Consider the following 16,204-nt stretch of genomic DNA (forward strand, 5'->3'; position numbering starts at 1 on the left):
ACGAAATTATCGAGCATTTTTATTACAAATTGATGCTATTTAATAAAAAAGTCAGACGGTGAAGTCTGACTTTGATCATTATACTATTTTATATAATTTATTTCCCAAAAAGTCCGCCCAACATACCGCCAAGTCCGCCTTTCTTTTTACCACTATTTAAAACCATATTGGCTACATCATCCATGATACTTCCGTCGCCATCAGCATCTAAAATAGATTCTAAAAAGCTTTGTTCATTGTTTTTTGAATTTCCGCCTAAAAGACCACCTAATAAATCTTCAACTCCAGAAGAGCTATTTACATTTTTTTCTCGACTCTGTTTTCCAAGAAGACCCATAAGTATAGGAGCTGCAACTTTTAATATTTGTGCAACAGAATTGGCATCCATACCTGTTTTTAAACCGATTGCTTTTTCTACATTCGATTTCTTATTACCTAAAACATGGTTAAGAATCTTATCGCCTTCGTTAGTAACCGACGTATCAACACCACCAGAGAAAAGTTCCCCTAAATTATCTAAAATACTACCATCATGTTTGCTGCTATTTAAAGCGCCCATTAAGCCTTCTGCGCCTTGAGAAGACGCCGCATTTCTTTTCATGGCTTGCATAAGTACAGGCAGTGCCATGGTTAATACATCTTGCGTTTTGCTTTCAGATTGTTTGGATTGGTCAGCAACACCACTAATAATGGTTTTGCCCATATCACTATTTAATAAGTCTAAAATACCTGCCATAATTATATGTTTTTAAAAATTTGTACCGTTCAAGATACTAAAAATTTTATAACTTTTCTGTTTTCAATATGCTGATAATTTGTGCGGCAAGTTCTGTTCCAATTCGGTCTTGTGCTTCGTTGGTTGCGGCGCCTATATGTGGCGTTAAAGACATTCTGCCATTCATTAATACTTGAATTGCTGGCGTTGGTTCCTCTTCGAACGTGTCTAAACCAGCAAAAGATACTTTTCCAGACTCCAAAGCTTTTACTAAAGCAACTTCATCAATAACACCACCACGCGCGGCATTTATAATACCAACACCATCCTTCATTAAATTGAATTCGGTTTCAGTAATAACGTACTCGTTTTGCATAGGCACGTGCAAAGTGATAAAATCGGCTTTCTTTAAAATTTCATCAGTTGGTTCGGTAAGAATTTCAACGTTAATAAACTGACCGTTATAAAACTCAACTTTAATAGTGGCTTTGCCAACATACTTGTCGCTAGCAATGACGCGCATTCCAACACCAAGTGCAATTTTAGCAACTTCACGACCAATTCGGCCAAAACCTATAATTCCAATCGTTTTTCCACGAAGTTCTACACCATTTGCATAGTTTTTCTTTAAAGATTTAAATTGTGAATCGCCATCCAAAGGCATATTTCGGTTGGAATCATATAAAAACCGAACACCTCCAAAAAGATGTGCAAAAACAAGTTCAGCAACCGAAGGAGCGGACGCAGAAGGTGTATTTATAACATGAATATTCTTTTCACGCGCATATTCCACATCAATATTATCCATACCAACGCCACCACGACCAATAATTTTTAGAGAAGGGCAGCTATCAATTAAATCTTGACGAACCGTTGTAGCGCTTCTAACCAATAACACATCAATTTGATGCTTGTTGATGTAGTTAGCTAATTGTTCTTGTGCTACAGTTGTTGTTAAAACTTCAAATCCCGCTTGTTCCAAAGCATTTATTCCACTTTTTGAAATGCCATCGTTTGCTAATACTTTCATCAAAAAACTCGTTTTTCATTCCCATAAAAACAGGAATGTTTTATTTATAAAATTTGATTATTTTTTCTACTAATGACTGAACGAATACCTTAAATTTAAGCCTTACGCTCTAAATCGCTCATAATATCAACTAAAACACCAACACTATCTAAAGGTAACGCGTTATACATAGAAGCACGATACCCACCAACACTTCTATGGCCGCTTAAACCATTGATGCCTTCTTCTTTCAGCATGGTTTCAAAAGTTTCTTTTAAATTATCGTTCGTTAAATTAAAAGTAGCGTTCATTTTAGAGCGATCGTCTTTCATAGCATATCCTTTAAACAAGGGGTTTAAATCAATTTCACTATAGATTAACTGTGCTTTTTTGTTGTTTTCTTTTTCAATAGCGGCAATACCGCCTAAATTTTTAAGCCATTCCAAGTTTAACATGGATGTGTAAACCGCAAAAACTGGTGGCGTATTAAACATACTGCCGCTGCTTATTTGAACTTTATAATCCATGATAGAAGGAATTTTACGAGATACCTTACCTAAAATATCCTCCCTAACAACCACTAGAGTCGTTCCTGCTGGACCAATATTTTTTTGTGCACCTGCATAAATTAAATCAAATTTGGTAAAATCTAATTTACGTGAAAAAATATCACTACTCATATCACAAACCATTGGAATATCGCAATCAGGAAACGAATTCATTTGCGTTCCATAAATGGTATTATTAGATGTGCAATGGAAATAATCGTAATCTGAAGGAATATCGTAGCTTTTTGGAATAAAGTTGAAATTGGCATCTTTAGAAGACGCTACTTCATAAATATCATCATAAATACGGGCTTCTTTTATCGCTTTATCACTCCAAGTTCCTGTATTTAAATAACCAGCGCGCTTTTCAAGTAAATTTAATGCCACCATCATAAATTGTGTGCTAGCGCCACCTTGAAGAAATAAAGCTTTATACCCTTTGCCTTCTAAACCTAATAATTCCAAAGCTAATGCACGTCCTTTTTCCATAACATCCACAAAGGATTTACTTCTGTGCGAAATTTCGATTAGCGATAAGCCGTTATCAAAATCTAATATAGCTTCGGATGCTTTAAGCAACACTTCTTTAGGTAAAATGCAAGGTCCTGCACTGAAATTATGTCTTTTCATGAAATAATGGTTTGATGTTTACTATAGTTTCCTCAAGAATATCTGGAGAAATATGGAAATTATTTTTAATATATGATTCTTACAAAGGTGCTAAATTCTCTTAAAACAGATGTTAATTATTCAATAACTTATCAACTAATTTTTAACAAAAAAGCCAATGTATCGACGTTATCTGCATAATCCCAAAGTTGGGGATTTTGAGTTTGTCCGAAAGGAATTTCCGTATCAAATAAACCGCTGGAAACCACACATTGTATTTTGTCTGAATCGGCCGCCAATTTTTCTTTTAAAGCAGCTGCATCTTCATAATATTCATAGAACATAGTGGCAATAGGCGAGGCGTAGCTGCTATCTTCCTTGATCATTAAGAAACCATTTTCTAACATGGCAAATTCACTCATTAAATAAACAGCTTTATTATAATCGTAATTATTAGCGTATTTATTTTGATGAATTATGGGATGCCATTTGTACATAGCTTTAAAAAATTGTTCAAAATCATAGTCTTTTGGCACTAATAGCTTGGAAACATTTCGGCAGCCTAAACCATAATATCTGAAAATATCTTCAGAAAGGCCTTCTAACTCCGCTTCCGTTTCATTACCAGAAAGCACGGCTAAAGAATTTCTGTTTTTTCGTATTATAGACGGTTTATATCTGAAATAGTATTCAAAATATCGCGCTGTATTATCGCTTCCTGTAGCAATAACGGCATCAAATTTTTCCAGTTTACCAGTTGTAAATGTTATTTTACCTTTGAATTCAGGTTCGACGGTTTCCAAATATTTCCCTAAAAAAGGGAGTAATTGTTTATCATTGCTTGACTGTTTTACTACCACATCATGACCAGAAATTAACACCGATAAAAAGTCATGAAAACCAACTAATGGAATATTTCCCGCCATAATAATTGCCACCTTATTTGGTTTTATTTCCTTAAAGCTATAGTTTTCTATCCATTGGTTAATGTTTCTTTCTGTCAATGATTTAGACCATCCATCTATTGAGTAAATAAGATTCTCTTTGGTAAACCAAGCATTGTGTTCGTGGGCTAATTTTAGTTGATGTTTAAAGCCATCAAAAAACAAGTCGTTATGCAAAACAGCGCTATTTTTTTCAAAAGGTTCTACTGAAAATTGCTTGAGAAATTTCCCTAATTCAACAAACGCGTTAATTCTTTGTTGTAAATCCATGTATGATTTGGTTATGAAAGGTTTTGGCTTTATTTTTGCAATTGCAAATTTACGTAAAGCAAACGAGCAACAAAAGGTTTTAATTCTCATAAATTTTATGAATTTTTAGAAAACCTTTATTAAAAATAAAATCGGAAGATTAAAAAATATATAAAACAATGGCAATTATAATAACAGACGAATGTATTAATTGTGGTGCCTGCGAACCAGAATGTCCTAACAATGCTATATATGAAGGGGCTGATGATTGGCGCTACAAAGATGGTACCAGTTTAAAAGGAAAAGTTGTTTTACCAAACGGTAAAGAAGTGGATGCGGAAGAAGCGCAGGAACCTATAAGTGATGAAATTTATTACATTGTTCCAGATAAATGTACCGAATGTCAAGGTTTCCATGATGAACCGCAATGCGCGGCAGTTTGCCCTGTAGACTGTTGTGTACCTGATGATGCACATGTAGAAACTGAAGAAGAATTACTAGGAAAACAACGTTTTATGCATCCTGATGCGTAAATTGAAGTTTATGTGAAAAATTAATATTGGGCTAGTCCTTATATTATAAGACCTCAAGTGAAAGCTTGGGGTTTTTTGTTTAAAATTCCAAAAACATCAGGTTTATAAGGCTTCAGATGGTTAACTATTATATGAGAAATTCCATTAAACATATTTTAAAATCCCTAATAAAACTAAACAAGTAATTACTTACCTTTGCGGCTGCTAAAAGAAAACTGAAGGCAAAAAAAATAAGTACAACATTTTAAAAATAGATTCCTGCTTTCGCAGGAATGTGAGATATGAAAGCAGGCATCGTAGGATTACCAAACGTAGGAAAATCAACTTTATTCAATTGTTTATCAAATGCCAAGGCGCAAAGTGCAAACTTTCCATTTTGTACTATAGAGCCTAATATTGGTATTGTAAACGTTCCAGATCCAAGATTGGAGAAATTGGAAGAATTAGTAAAACCTGTGCGTGTACAACCAGCGACTGTTGAGATTGTTGATATTGCTGGATTGGTTAAAGGTGCGAGTAAAGGAGAAGGTCTTGGTAACCAGTTTCTTGCTAATATTCGTGAAACAGATGCTATTTTACATGTAATCCGTTGCTTTGATGATGAAAATATTATTCACGTTGATGGCAATATAAATCCTATTCGCGACAAAGAAACCATTGATATGGAGTTGCAGTTTAAGGATTTAGAAACAGTTGATAAAAAATTAGAGAAAGTAAAGCGTGCGGCTAAAACAGGTAATAAAGAAGCCCAAAAAGAAGAAGCCGTTTTATTAAAAATAAAAGCAGGTTTAGAATCTGGAATATCGGTTCGTGCTTTGGATTTTACGGAAGATGAAGACATCGATTTTGTAAAACCAAGTCAATTTATTACAGACAAACCAGTTATGTATGTTTGTAATGTGGACGAGGGTTCAGCAACTACTGGAAATGCTTATGTAGATTTAGTTCGTGAAGCGGTTAAAGACGAAAATGCCGAAGTATTGGTTTTAGCAGTTGGAACAGAAGCAGACATCAATGAATTGGATGATTATGAAGAACGTCAAATGTTTTTGGCAGATATTGGTTTAGATGAGCCAGGTGCTGCAAAATTGATTCGTTCAGCCTATAAGTTATTAAACCAACAAACCTATTTTACAGCCGGTGTTAAGGAAGTTCGTGCTTGGACAGTTGATGCAGGTGCAACAGCGCCGCAAGCTGCAGGTGTTATTCATACTGATTTTGAAAAAGGCTTTATTCGTGCCGAAGTTATTGCTTACAATGATTTTGTTCAATTTGGTAGTGAAGCTAAAGTAAAAGAAGCAGGAAAGATGCGGGTAGAAGGGAAGAATTATGTCGTGAAAGATGGCGATGTCATGCATTTCTTATTCAACGTCTAATTTATTATTGAATTGCAAAGTGATTTTATTTTGAATGATGTGAAATAAACTCCTGATTTTCAATTATTAGCTATTAGTTCCAAGTTTCTTTCCAGATTAAGTTTGAAAATGGGATTAATCCTTCGAAAAAAAGAATTACATTTAACTTTAAAACTCGAAAATAATCATGGGTAAAAAACTTCTAATTTTTATATTAATTGCAATTGCGGCATTTGTAGTACTGGTGTATGTATTTAAAATTGTATTCATAACCGCCTTAATTATCTCCGGAGTTATCATTATTGCTCCATTGCTATATTTTGCATTTCTCGCAGGAAAGTCTCAAGATTAAAGTGCTCATTATAAATTTTTAAATGCTAGCTTTATGAATAGATTAGAATAATTTCTATTTTATCTAAAGTCATTTTGCGCGTTAATGAAATGAAAATTTCTTTTACCTATAATATGTTGGAGGTTTTAGAATATTTCTTTTAACGCCAATTTTTATAGTTTTTAGTTCGTATTCGGATACGATCCAAGCTATTTTTAGGTATTATTAATTTTAGTTCTATATCCCTAAAGCTTTTCTTTAAATGGCATATTTAGACTGATATTCTTCAAAATATTAAAAAATTGTTTCCTATTTATTATAAGGCCATGTTCTCAACAACAAGCCCTTTTTTATTGTTAATTACTTTACATAATAGAGGTTTCATTTTTTCAAGCGAAACCCTATATTAGCAACATATCCATAATAGCCCAAATTATGTCTCAAGAAACCGCATATACTGAAGATAATATCCGTTCACTGGACTGGAAAGAGCATATCCGTATGCGTCCTGGAATGTATATTGGAAAATTAGGTGACGGTTCTTCAGCAGATGATGGGATTTACATCTTAATTAAAGAGGTCTTAGATAACTCCATTGACGAATATGTTATGGGAGCTGGGAAAACCATTGAAATTTCTATTCAAGGAAGTAAAGTCACGGTTCGTGATTATGGTCGTGGAATTCCGCTTGGAAAAGTGGTAGATGTAGTTTCCAAAATGAATACTGGTGGAAAATACGATAGTAAGGCTTTTAAGAAATCGGTTGGATTAAATGGTGTAGGTACCAAAGCGGTAAACGCACTTTCTAGCTTTTTTAGAGTTGAATCTACACGAGATAATAAATCGGCTTCAGCAGAATTTGCTCAAGGAAATTTAACAAATCAAGACTTATTAGATGATACGTCACGACGAAAAGGAACTAAAGTTTCTTTTGTACCTGATGAAATAATCTTCAAAAATTATAAGTATCGTAACGAGTATGTTATTAAAATGCTTAAAAACTATGTCTACCTAAATACAGGTTTAACCATAGTTTTTAATGGCGAAAAATATTATAGTGAAAATGGTTTGAAGGATTTATTATTGGAAAACTCCAATGCTAACGATCTTTTATATCCTATTATCCATTTAAAAGGAGATGATATTGAAGTGGCGCTAACCCACAGTAAAACGCAATATAGCGAAGAATACTATTCTTTTGTTAACGGACAAAATACCACACAAGGTGGAACGCATTTAGCGGCTTTTCGTGAGGCGCTTGTTAAAACCTTTCGTGAATATTACAATAAAAACTTTGATGCTTCTGATGTTAGGAAATCAGTTGTTTCAGCAGTTTCCATTAAGGTAATGGAACCTGTTTTTGAAAGTCAGACTAAAACAAAATTAGGATCTACCGATATGGGTGGCGATTTGCCAACCGTAAGAACCTATATTAACGACTTTGTAAAAACCCAACTCGATAACTTTCTTCATAAAAACCCTGAAACCGCGGATAAAATTCTGCGCAAGATTCTTCAGGCCGAACGGGAACGTAAGGAGTTGTCTGGAATTAGAAAATTAGCAAAAGATAGGGCTAAAAAAGCCAGTGTTCACAATAAGAAACTGCGGGATTGTCGTGTACACTTTGGCGATACCAAACACCCAAGGAATTTAGAATCTACCTTGTTTATAACCGAGGGTGATTCAGCTTCTGGAAGTATTACCAAATCACGTGATGTAAACACCCAAGCGGTTTTTAGTTTAAAAGGTAAGCCTTTAAATTGCTACGGATTAACGAAAAAAATTGTTTATGAAAATGAAGAATTTAACTTACTCCAAGCTGCTTTAAATATTGAAGAATCTATAGAAGATTTACGCTATAATAACGTGGTAATCGCTACCGATGCCGATGTGGATGGCATGCATATTCGTTTGCTATTAATTACATTTTTCTTACAGTTTTTTCCAGAATTAATAAAAGACGGGCATTTATATATTTTACAAACGCCTTTATTCCGAGTTCGTAACAAGAAAAAAACCATTTATTGTTATTCTGAAGAGGAACGTAGAAGCGCCTTAGAAGAATTAAAACCTAAACCGGAAATTACCCGATTTAAAGGTCTTGGTGAAATTTCGCCAGATGAATTTGTCCATTTTATCGGAGAAAATATTCGTTTGGATCCTGTTATGTTAGATGATAATATGTCTATAGAAGATTTATTAAGTTTCTATATGGGCAAAAACACACCAGACCGTCAAGAATTCATTATTAATAACCTTAAAGTCGAACTCGATATTGTTGAAGAAGTAATATGAGAACGAGTAACGAAAAAGTAAAAAATGTCATCATATCGGTATATTTCATATTGATTGTACTTGCGGTATTGTGGCTTACTATTTTTAGAGCTTTTAGCGATATTGATAATAATCCAATCATTGCTTTCTTCGTTATTGCCGCTATTTTTATTGCCGTGTTTTTCTCGGTACATTTTATTTCTAAATATTTTGAATATGATAGCGATGGCATTAAAGTCGTGGTCACTAATAAAGGTTTATTGTTATCAGAATATTTTAATTACCGAGAACATCATATTGAGTTTGAAAAATCCCGACTTACAGCCTTCAAAATAAACAACTATTTTCTTTATAAAGAATTAGTGCTTTTTATTACTAGCAAAAACGGAAATCACGTAAAAAAAGAGCGATTTAATATCACTTTAGTAGCTAAAAAGAAATCTAAATATATGCGTCAATCTTTAAGTAAAATGGTGAAAAAGAATAGAAAAGAACAGAGTTAATGAGCGACGAAATAGACGATATCTTACCAGAACCGGAAGAGACTAAAGAAACGATTACCAGAATTACTGGTATGTACAAAGAATGGTTTTTAGATTACGCATCCTATGTTATTTTAGAGCGTGCGGTTCCTGCTATTGAAGACGGTTTTAAACCAGTTCAAAGACGAATTATGCATTCCATGAAGGATTTGGATGACGGTCGTTATAACAAAGTGGCTAATATTGTTGGGCATACCATGCAATATCACCCCCATGGTGACGCTAGTATTGCGGACGCTATGGTGCAAATTGGTCAAAAAGATTTGCTTATTGACACCCAAGGTAACTGGGGAAATATTCTAACTGGTGATAGTGCGGCAGCTTCACGTTATATTGAAGCGCGAATTTCTAAATTTGGGTTGGATGTTGTTTTTAACCCTAAAATTACGGAATGGCAATCTAGTTATGATGGTCGCCGAAAGGAACCCGTAAACCTTCCTGTTATGTTTCCGCTTTTATTAGCACAAGGTGGCGAAGGAATTGCCGTGGGTTTATCCACTAAAATATTACCACATAACTTTATAGAATTAATTGACGCTTCCATAAAACACTTGAGTGGAAAGCGTTTTATAATATATCCTGATTTTCCAACAGCAGGAATAGCGGATGTATCGGATTATAAGGACGGACTTCGAGGAGGGAAAGTTAGAGTGCGTGCAAAAATTTCGCAACTTGACAAAAACACTTTAGTAATTAATGAAATTCCCTTTGGAACCAATACCTCGTCTTTAATTGATTCTATTTTAAAAGCCAACGATAAAGGCAAAATTAAAATCAAGAAAATTGAAGATAATACAGCCGCAAATGTGGAGATTCTTGTGCATTTACCAGGCGGTATTTCACCAGATAAAACTATTGACGCTCTATACGCGTTTACCAGTTGCGAGTCGTCAATTTCGCCTCTAGGCTGTGTCATTGAAGATAATAAGCCGCTTTTTATAGGGGTTTCGGAAATGTTAAGACGTTCAACGGATCATACGGTTCTGCTTTTAAAAGCAGAATTGGAAATTCGTTTGGGTGAGTTTGAAGAACAATGGCATTTTGCATCTTTAGAGCGGATTTTTATTGAAAATCGGATCTATCGTGATATTGAAGAAGAAGAAACTTGGGAAGGTGTTATAAGCGCCATAGATAGAGGATTACAGCCACATATTTCACATTTAAAACGTAAAGTAGTTGAAGATGATATTGTGCGGTTAACGGAAATTAGAATTAAACGTATATCTAAATTTGATATTGATAAAGCTCAACAAAAAATTGATGCTTTAGAAGAGCAAATTGCTGAAGTTAAACACCATTTAGCAAACTTAATCGCTTATGCCATTGCTTATTTTGAGCGTCTTAAAAAGGAATATGGCGCTGGCAAAGAGCGCAAAACTGAAATCCGCGCTTTTGATGATGTAGATGCGACCAAAGTAATTATCAGAAACACCAAATTATACGTTAATAGGAAAGAAGGTTTTATTGGAACGTCTCTTAAAAAAGATGAATATGTTTGTGACTGTTCCGACATTGATGACATTATTGTTTTCACCAATGATGGGATTATGATGGTTACCAAAGTGGACGCGAAAACCTTTATTGGCAAAGATATTATTCATGTGGATGTTTTTAGAAAAAAAGACAAACGTACCATCTATAATATGATGTATCGCGATGGTAAAAATGGACCCACTTATGTTAAACGCTTTGCCGTAACGTCCATGACGCGTGATAAAGAATACGATATGACCAATGGTTCGAAAAATTCGGCATTGTGGTATTTTTCTGCTAACCCAAATGGAGAGGCTGAAGTAGTAACCGTTCATTTACGTCAAGTAGGAAGTATTAAAAAGTTGAAATGGGATGTTGATTTTGCAGATATTATAATTAAAGGTCGCAGTTCTAAAGGAAATGTAGTAACTAAACATGCCATTAAGAAAGTAGAACTTAAAGAAAAAGGCGTTTCGACTTTAAAACCGCGAAAAATTTGGTTTGACGATAATGTAAAACGTTTAAATGTGGATGGACGCGGCGATTTAGTTGGGGAATTCCGAGGTGAAGATCGGATTTTAATAATTAGACAGTCTGGTTTCATAAAAACTATCGTACCAGAAGTCACCACACGCTTTGATGACGATATGATTGTCATGGAAAAATGGATTCCTAAAAAGCCAATTTCAGCCATTTATTTTGATGGCGAAAAAGAACGCTATTATGTAAAGCGTTTCTTGGTGGAAAATGAAAGTCGCGAAGAATTGTTTATTTCCGAACACGAAAATTCCCAGTTAGAAATTGTTTCCACAGATTGGAAACCCATGGTAGATATTGAATTTACTAAAGAACGCGGAAAAGACCGCAAAGATAATTTGGAAGTGAATTTAGAAGAATTCATTGCTGTTAAAGGAATTTCCGCTTTAGGTAATCAATTAACGAAAGACAAGGTAAAACAAATAGATATGTTGGACCCTTTGCCTTATGAAGCACCAGAAGACATTCCTGCACAAGATTTAGATGTGGTTGATGAAACGGAAGTTAGTGCTGAAACGGATGAAATTTCAAACAGTAATGACTCTGATGAACTATATGATGAAGACGATGACGATGATACACCTACAGGCGGCGTAGATGATAAAGGTCAAGCTACGTTATTCTAATGCCAAATTAATTTCTGAAATGGGAGGAAGCGCCCCAAAGGAATGCTAAAACTCCAGCTATTATAAGCGTGTAATAAACATTAGGGTTGGATTCTTTAAAGAAAATAGAGGCAAGAATTAAAGCTGTAGAGATAAGGTATAAAGCTTTAGGATTGATTTTTTTCATAGGAATAAAATTCTAAAAATATAAATATTAAAAGGTGTTCAAATTAAATTGAACACCTTTTTTATTTTTTCTTTCTTTTTGAAATTCGAAAGTTTAAAAACTCTACAAATAACGAGAAGGCAATGGCGAAATATAAATAACCTTTTGGTATGGCACCAACCGTTTTTCCGAATAATTCGGTATCCGATAAATGCGCAGCTTCTGTAATTAGCATAAAACCAATTAAAATTAAAAATGCTAAACCTAATAATTGAACACTAGGATGGGCATCAATGAATTTCCGAATAGGATTGGCAAAACCAATCATAATGCCAATGGAAATAACGACAGCAATAATCATTAAAACTAAATTGTAATAATGATTTTCATGAAGGTTATTGGTCATACCTACTGCCGTTAGTATAGAATCGATAGAAAATATAAAATCGATAATCATTATCTGAACAATAGCTTGACTTAATGTTTTTATCTTTTTTCCTTTTACTTCATTTTCATCATGACCTGGATCTTCTACTTTCTCGCGAATTTCCGATGTACTTTTATAAATTAGAAATAAACCTCCGCCAAATAAAATAATAGCTTGACCACTAATGCCTATATGTAACCAATCCGTATCAAAAACATAAAATGGTTTGGATAGGCCAATTAGAAAACTGACAAAAAATAATAGTATAATACGCTGAACCATGGCTAATAGCAAACCAATGTTGGTAGCTTTACCGCGCTGATCTTCCGGCAACTTATTAGCTGCAATGGAAATAAATACAATATTATCAATACCCAGAATAATTTCCAGGAATGTTAATGTTAATAACGCCATGATGGCATCTGTGGTGAGCAAAAAATCTAACATATTAGTTTATGCGTGTTGCTGTTCCTTTTTGTTTCGTTTTATCTCCAATATAGGAATATTCAAAAGTATAGGTAGAATAAGTTGTGGTTAAAATTTTAAGATGAATATCCTTCTGTTCCTGCATGTTTTTAGGATTAATGGTCCTAAATATTACTTCACAGTCATTAATCCAACGTACTGTTGTCGAATCCACGTGACCTTTATAAGTTTCTACTTGTAAATCTTTTGTTCTGGTAAAAACAGAGTTGTACGTGGAATCATTAATAGTAATAGCACTTGTAAATGTACCTGTTTGGTAATCTGTGCAATTACGCTCTACTTCGTAGCAGCTTACAAAGAATACAAAAAAAAGGCATAAAAGAATTCTCATAGTTCATGTTTTGAACAAAATTAAGAAACATTACCGTACTGCAGCCTTCTTGAGAATGAATTATTTGAAAAAATATTTAGAAAGTTTTCAATTATTGAAATTTTTAAAAGTTCCATCCTTAAAGAAAATAACAATGCGCTCAATATCTTTATTCGTATCCGCAGAAAGTTGATTTAAACTTTCAGGAATATTATTGGAAATTTTTTCTGATGCAGATTTTGGAATAGGATTTACAATTGGAGTTGGAGCATTTGAAATTGGCGTCGACTCCGATTTAGGAAAAGTACCTTTCCCATTTAGTAGCCAATATAATTCTACAGTTGGATAAGTATCTAAAACTTTCATCACAAAATCCAAGCTTGGCTTATTTCTTCCCGATAAAATATGGGAAATACTCGAGCGTTGAACACCTACTTTTTCGGCAAAAGAGGAGGCTGTTTCATCATGGAATTTGATGACTTTTTCTAGTCGTTTTGAGAATTCTGGGCTGTTTATCACTGTAAACTGTTAATGCTGTTAATTGTAATTACAAATGTAAATATTATTTACAACAAACCCTTGTTAAATATCCTAAAACCACTACTTATAATAAACATAAGCTTTATATAATAAACTATAAATTACTGAAAGATAATTAAATACATAATAAATAACTAATGCGATATTTTCAACTCTTAAATTTTCGATATACCCATAGTATTCTGTATACATTCGTATACAAAGTGTCTTATTTTGTTGTTTACAAATGTAAATAAGTATTTGTTTACCTTTGTAACATGACAAATTTACAGATGTATCATAACGCCTTAAAAACCGAGTATAATAGCTACAGAGAATCCCATTTAAATGGTCGGTATATTACCGGTTCTAGGATTGCCCCTTTGCTAAAAAAACTAGGTGAATATTTTAAAATTTATGTTGAAGGATCGTCTGTCCAGAAACGTCCCATACATTCCATTCAATTAGGAAACGGTATAAAACGTATTTTGATTTGGTCACAAATGCACGGAAATGAATCCACGACGACCAAGTCTATTTTCGATTTAATAAACTTTTTGAAGGTCAATAATTCTATTTTAGAGTCTTGTACCTTACTAATAATTCCCATTTTAAATCCGGATGGCGCCGAAGTTTATACGCGTTTAAATGCTAATGCAGTCGATTTAAATAGAGATGCGCAAGCGTTAACACAACCTGAAAGTCGTATTCTTCATGAGTGTTTCCATAAGTTCAGACCCGATTTTTGCTTTAATCTGCATGGGCAACGAACCATTTTTAGCGTCGGAGCAACTTCCAAGCCAGCCACTGTGTCATTTTTGTCGCCTGCAGAAAATGAAGCGCGTACAGTTACTAATACGCGTAAAATAGCTATGGAGCTCATTGTATCCATGAATGCTGAATTGCAAAAGCTGATTCCTAATCAAATAGCTTTATATGACGATGGTTTTAATTTGAATTGTGTGGGTGATACTTTTCAGGCTTTGGGTGTTCCAACCGTATTGTTTGAAGCAGGACATTTTGAAAATGATTATAATCGGGAAGAAACGCGCTTTTTTATATATCATGCATTAGTTGTGGCTTTAAATACCATTGCTAGTCATGAATTAACAGGTTCTAATTATCAAGATTATTTTAGTGTACCTCAAAATGATAAATGCTTTTTTGATCTTATCATTAGAAATGCCATGCATAGTGGAGAACGCGTGGATATTGCTGTACAATACCAAGAGCGATTGGAGGATGGAAAGATTCTTTTTGTTCCTAAAATCGAAAAAATGGAGCGTTTAAATGGGTTTTTTGGTCACAAAGAATATGATGCGGATGGTAATGCCATCTCAAATATTGATATGTCATCTATAGAAGCTGGTCAGGAAAGCGATTTCATAATGTTAAATAATGCTAAATATTCATTATTAAAGGCTTAAACTTCATTTTATAGATATAATATTTAGAAATATTATCTTATTTTTGCTTTTTATTTAAAGAAATTATAAAAATGGCAAAATTTAAATTAGACGACGTTGATCATCAGATTCTAGAAATGTTGATTGACAATACACGAGTTCCCTTCACTGATATCGCCAAAAAATTGGTTATATCTGCTGGAACGGTTCATGTTCGCGTAAAGAAAATGGAAGAAGCAGGAATTATTAAAGGATCATCTTTAACCTTGGATTACAAGAAATTAGGATATGCTTTTATAGCTTATGTGGGCGTTTTTCTTCAAAAAACATCTCAAACAAAATTTGTTTTAGAGCGTATAAATGAAATTCCTTATGTTACTGTAGCGCATATTACTACAGGTAAATTTAATGTATTCTGTAAAATCCGCGCTAAAAATACAGAACACGCAAAAGAAGTAATCTTTATGATTGATGACATAGAAGGTGTTTATCGGACAGAAACGATGATATCTTTAGAGGAAAGCTTAAATGATAAGAAAAGATTAATGCATTCTATTTTTAATAACATGTAATTTTCTTTCTCAAAATATTAAGGACAAGCGTTTTCATTAGAAAGCGCTTTTTTAATGCATGTAAATACTAAATTTATGTTTTCAAATCAAATTCCCGATACTGAATATGCTGATTTTTATGCTAATTACATTAAAAAAAGTGGTTCTTTAAGTTTATTAAGTGGTTTGGGGCAGGGTATGCAGCAAACGGAAGCTTTTTTCAATTCGATTCCTGAAAATAGATTAGAATATCGATATTCAGATGGAAAATGGACCATAAAAGAAATTTTGCAACATCTAATTGACACCGAACATGTTTTTGTGTATCGCGCTTTACGTTTTGCAAGACAGGATAGAACGCCTTTGCCAGGTTTTGAGCAGGATGATTATGTTTTAGCTAGTGTAGCGAACCGAAGAACCCGCGAGCAATTAATAAATGATTATTTGGATTTAAGAGAATCTACTATTTCCCTATTTAGTAGTTTTTCCAAAAAAATGTTAGAGCAAATTGGTAATGCAAGTGAGGCTGATATGTCTGTAAGAGCTATCGGTTTTATTTTAATAGGCCATGAAAAACATCATATTGACATTATAAAAGAACGCTATTTATAAAAA

16 protein-coding genes are annotated in these 16,204 nt (G+C 33.7%); 8 read left to right on the plus strand and 8 right to left on the minus strand.

Annotated elements, in window-relative coordinates:
* Positions 1-97: 97 nt before the first annotated feature.
* The 4 genes from ES674_RS11470 to ES674_RS11485 form a co-directional block, all read right to left on the minus strand.
* Positions 98-736, minus strand: coding sequence for a DUF937 domain-containing protein (locus tag ES674_RS11470; RefSeq protein WP_148404185.1), 639 nt, complete (start codon positions 734-736; stop codon positions 98-100).
* Positions 737-782: 46 nt separating this feature from the next.
* The gene (locus ES674_RS11475) at positions 783-1,745 is read right to left on the minus strand and encodes a D-2-hydroxyacid dehydrogenase (protein WP_148404186.1); all 963 of its coding nucleotides are present in this window, start codon (positions 1,743-1,745) and stop codon (positions 783-785) included.
* Positions 1,746-1,840: 95 nt separating this feature from the next.
* Complete coding sequence (gene serC / locus ES674_RS11480) at positions 1,841-2,902, minus strand: 3-phosphoserine/phosphohydroxythreonine transaminase (RefSeq protein WP_148404187.1); 1,062 nt, start codon at positions 2,900-2,902, stop codon at positions 1,841-1,843.
* 131 nt (positions 2,903-3,033) lie between these two features.
* A complete protein-coding gene (locus ES674_RS11485; protein WP_148404188.1) occupies positions 3,034-4,095 on the minus strand; it encodes an acyl-CoA reductase in 1,062 nt (353 codons plus the stop codon).
* Positions 4,096-4,253: 158 nt separating this feature from the next.
* Between ES674_RS11485 and ES674_RS11490 the strand changes: the two genes are divergently transcribed.
* The 5 genes from ES674_RS11490 (at position 4,254) to ES674_RS11510 (ending at position 11,745) form a co-directional block, all read left to right on the plus strand.
* Complete coding sequence (locus ES674_RS11490) at positions 4,254-4,607, plus strand: 4Fe-4S dicluster domain-containing protein (protein ID WP_148404189.1); 354 nt, start codon at positions 4,254-4,256, stop codon at positions 4,605-4,607.
* A gap of 281 nt (positions 4,608-4,888) precedes the next feature.
* The gene (ychF, locus tag ES674_RS11495; RefSeq protein ID WP_148404190.1) at positions 4,889-5,983 is read left to right on the plus strand and encodes a redox-regulated ATPase YchF; all 1,095 of its coding nucleotides are present in this window, start codon (positions 4,889-4,891) and stop codon (positions 5,981-5,983) included.
* Between the two features lie 745 nt (positions 5,984-6,728).
* Complete coding sequence (locus ES674_RS11500) at positions 6,729-8,588, plus strand: DNA topoisomerase IV subunit B (protein ID WP_148404191.1); 1,860 nt, start codon at positions 6,729-6,731, stop codon at positions 8,586-8,588.
* A complete protein-coding gene (locus ES674_RS11505) occupies positions 8,585-9,070 on the plus strand; it encodes a hypothetical protein (RefSeq protein WP_148404192.1) in 486 nt (161 codons plus the stop codon). Before ES674_RS11500 ends, ES674_RS11505 begins: the two co-directional genes overlap by 4 nt.
* Positions 9,070-11,745 carry a DNA gyrase/topoisomerase IV subunit A gene (locus ES674_RS11510; protein WP_148404193.1) on the plus strand — a complete coding sequence of 892 codons (2,676 nt, stop codon included), beginning with the start codon at positions 9,070-9,072 and terminating at the stop codon, positions 11,743-11,745. The genes ES674_RS11505 and ES674_RS11510 overlap by 1 nt, the downstream gene beginning before the upstream one ends.
* Positions 11,746-11,752: 7 nt before the next feature.
* On the opposite strand, the gene ES674_RS15425 is transcribed toward ES674_RS11510, so the two are convergent.
* From ES674_RS15425 to ES674_RS11525, 4 genes are all read right to left on the minus strand, one after another.
* Complete coding sequence (locus tag ES674_RS15425; RefSeq protein WP_170234009.1) at positions 11,753-11,911, minus strand: hypothetical protein; 159 nt, start codon at positions 11,909-11,911, stop codon at positions 11,753-11,755.
* A 61-nt stretch (positions 11,912-11,972) separates the two neighbouring features.
* Positions 11,973-12,764, minus strand: a complete 792-nt coding sequence (locus ES674_RS11515; RefSeq protein ID WP_148404194.1) for a TerC family protein — start codon at positions 12,762-12,764, stop codon at positions 11,973-11,975.
* Position 12,765: 1 nt separating this feature from the next.
* Positions 12,766-13,134, minus strand: a complete 369-nt coding sequence (locus ES674_RS11520; protein WP_148404195.1) for a DNA topoisomerase IV — start codon at positions 13,132-13,134, stop codon at positions 12,766-12,768.
* A gap of 87 nt (positions 13,135-13,221) precedes the next feature.
* Positions 13,222-13,632 carry a helix-turn-helix domain-containing protein gene (locus tag ES674_RS11525; RefSeq protein ID WP_148404196.1) on the minus strand — a complete coding sequence of 137 codons (411 nt, stop codon included), beginning with the start codon at positions 13,630-13,632 and terminating at the stop codon, positions 13,222-13,224.
* Between the two features lie 278 nt (positions 13,633-13,910).
* On the opposite strand from ES674_RS11525, the gene ES674_RS11530 reads away from it, so the two are divergent.
* From ES674_RS11530 to ES674_RS11540, 3 genes are all read left to right on the plus strand, one after another.
* Positions 13,911-15,059, plus strand: a complete 1,149-nt coding sequence (locus tag ES674_RS11530; RefSeq protein WP_246126032.1) for a M14 family metallopeptidase — start codon at positions 13,911-13,913, stop codon at positions 15,057-15,059.
* A gap of 71 nt (positions 15,060-15,130) precedes the next feature.
* A complete protein-coding gene (locus tag ES674_RS11535; RefSeq protein ID WP_148404197.1) occupies positions 15,131-15,610 on the plus strand; it encodes an Lrp/AsnC family transcriptional regulator in 480 nt (159 codons plus the stop codon).
* A gap of 75 nt (positions 15,611-15,685) precedes the next feature.
* A complete protein-coding gene (locus ES674_RS11540; protein WP_148404198.1) occupies positions 15,686-16,201 on the plus strand; it encodes a DinB family protein in 516 nt (171 codons plus the stop codon).
* Positions 16,202-16,204 lie beyond the last annotated feature (3 nt).

The organism is Bizionia myxarmorum (assembly GCF_008086205.1).
Classification (GTDB): Bacteria; Bacteroidota; Bacteroidia; order Flavobacteriales; family Flavobacteriaceae; genus Algorimicrobium; species Algorimicrobium myxarmorum.

Excerpts from the sequence above, each read along its gene's own strand:
- ES674_RS11470 (WP_148404185.1), bottom strand. The coding sequence starts at position 736 with ATGGCAGGTATTTTAGACTTATTAAATAGTGATATGGGCAAAACCATT.
- ES674_RS11475 (WP_148404186.1), bottom strand. The coding sequence starts at position 1,745 with ATGAAAGTATTAGCAAACGATGGCATTTCAAAAAGTGGAATAAATGCT.
- serC (WP_148404187.1), bottom strand. The coding sequence starts at position 2,902 with ATGAAAAGACATAATTTCAGTGCAGGACCTTGCATTTTACCTAAAGAA.
- ES674_RS11485 (WP_148404188.1), bottom strand. The coding sequence starts at position 4,095 with ATGGATTTACAACAAAGAATTAACGCGTTTGTTGAATTAGGGAAATTT.
- ES674_RS11490 (WP_148404189.1), top strand. The coding sequence starts at position 4,254 with ATGGCAATTATAATAACAGACGAATGTATTAATTGTGGTGCCTGCGAA.
- ychF (WP_148404190.1), top strand. The coding sequence starts at position 4,889 with ATGAAAGCAGGCATCGTAGGATTACCAAACGTAGGAAAATCAACTTTA.
- ES674_RS11500 (WP_148404191.1), top strand. The coding sequence starts at position 6,729 with ATGTCTCAAGAAACCGCATATACTGAAGATAATATCCGTTCACTGGAC.
- ES674_RS11505 (WP_148404192.1), top strand. The coding sequence starts at position 8,585 with ATGAGAACGAGTAACGAAAAAGTAAAAAATGTCATCATATCGGTATAT.
- ES674_RS11510 (WP_148404193.1), top strand. The coding sequence starts at position 9,070 with ATGAGCGACGAAATAGACGATATCTTACCAGAACCGGAAGAGACTAAA.
- ES674_RS15425 (WP_170234009.1), bottom strand. The coding sequence starts at position 11,911 with ATGAAAAAAATCAATCCTAAAGCTTTATACCTTATCTCTACAGCTTTA.
- ES674_RS11515 (WP_148404194.1), bottom strand. The coding sequence starts at position 12,764 with ATGTTAGATTTTTTGCTCACCACAGATGCCATCATGGCGTTATTAACA.
- ES674_RS11520 (WP_148404195.1), bottom strand. The coding sequence starts at position 13,134 with ATGAGAATTCTTTTATGCCTTTTTTTTGTATTCTTTGTAAGCTGCTAC.
- ES674_RS11530 (WP_246126032.1), top strand. The coding sequence starts at position 13,911 with ATGACAAATTTACAGATGTATCATAACGCCTTAAAAACCGAGTATAAT.
- ES674_RS11535 (WP_148404197.1), top strand. The coding sequence starts at position 15,131 with ATGGCAAAATTTAAATTAGACGACGTTGATCATCAGATTCTAGAAATG.
- ES674_RS11540 (WP_148404198.1), top strand. The coding sequence starts at position 15,686 with ATGTTTTCAAATCAAATTCCCGATACTGAATATGCTGATTTTTATGCT.